1 protein-coding gene is annotated in these 543 nt (G+C 51.9%); it reads right to left on the bottom strand.

Features of this window, described 5'->3' with window-relative positions:
- Positions 1 to 543 (bottom strand): Ig-like domain-containing protein (locus PJ15_RS18165; RefSeq protein ID WP_047433186.1); only part of this gene is annotated, 543 nt, incomplete at both ends.

Below are 543 nucleotides of genomic sequence, written 5' to 3'. Positions count from 1 at the left end.
TAAACCACCTGGGTTTGGTACAGTCCATTCGCCTGTGGTTGGATCAGTCACCACATCAACGGTTGTGCCATCCGGGAAGGTCACAGTCACCGTTGAACCCGGTTCTGCGGTACCCGTGATTGGATCGGTACCATTGACCGGATCAATCTCTGGCGCTGCTGGTGCAGTCACATCCACGTTATAAGTTTGGGTATCGGTGACTGTGCTGCTGTTGCCTGCTGCATCAGTGAAGGTTGCTGTCGCATCGATGGTCGCATCGGTATCTGCAAGCAAGTCACTACCTGCCACATCTGCGGTCCAGTTGCCTGTCGCTGCATCAACAGTTGCAGTGTATGTCACGCCATTAATAACGAGTGTAACAACCGTGGTTGCTGCATCTGCAGGAATACCGGTTAAGGTACCTGTTACAGTCACTGTGCCTGTTGATTCTGCGGCATTCAACACGTTGTCTGCAGTCACATCATCAATGGTTAAGGTCGCACCTGCTGGATTTGGTGGAGTGAGATCCACTGTTTCTGTACCTGGTACAGATGGGTTACCTGC

This window comes from Acinetobacter sp. neg1, assembly GCF_000788125.1.
GTDB lineage: Bacteria > Pseudomonadota > Gammaproteobacteria > Pseudomonadales > Moraxellaceae > Acinetobacter > Acinetobacter vivianii.
The sequence above is the reverse complement of the archived record's forward strand: the minus strand, read 5'-3'. Positions and strand labels throughout refer to the sequence as shown.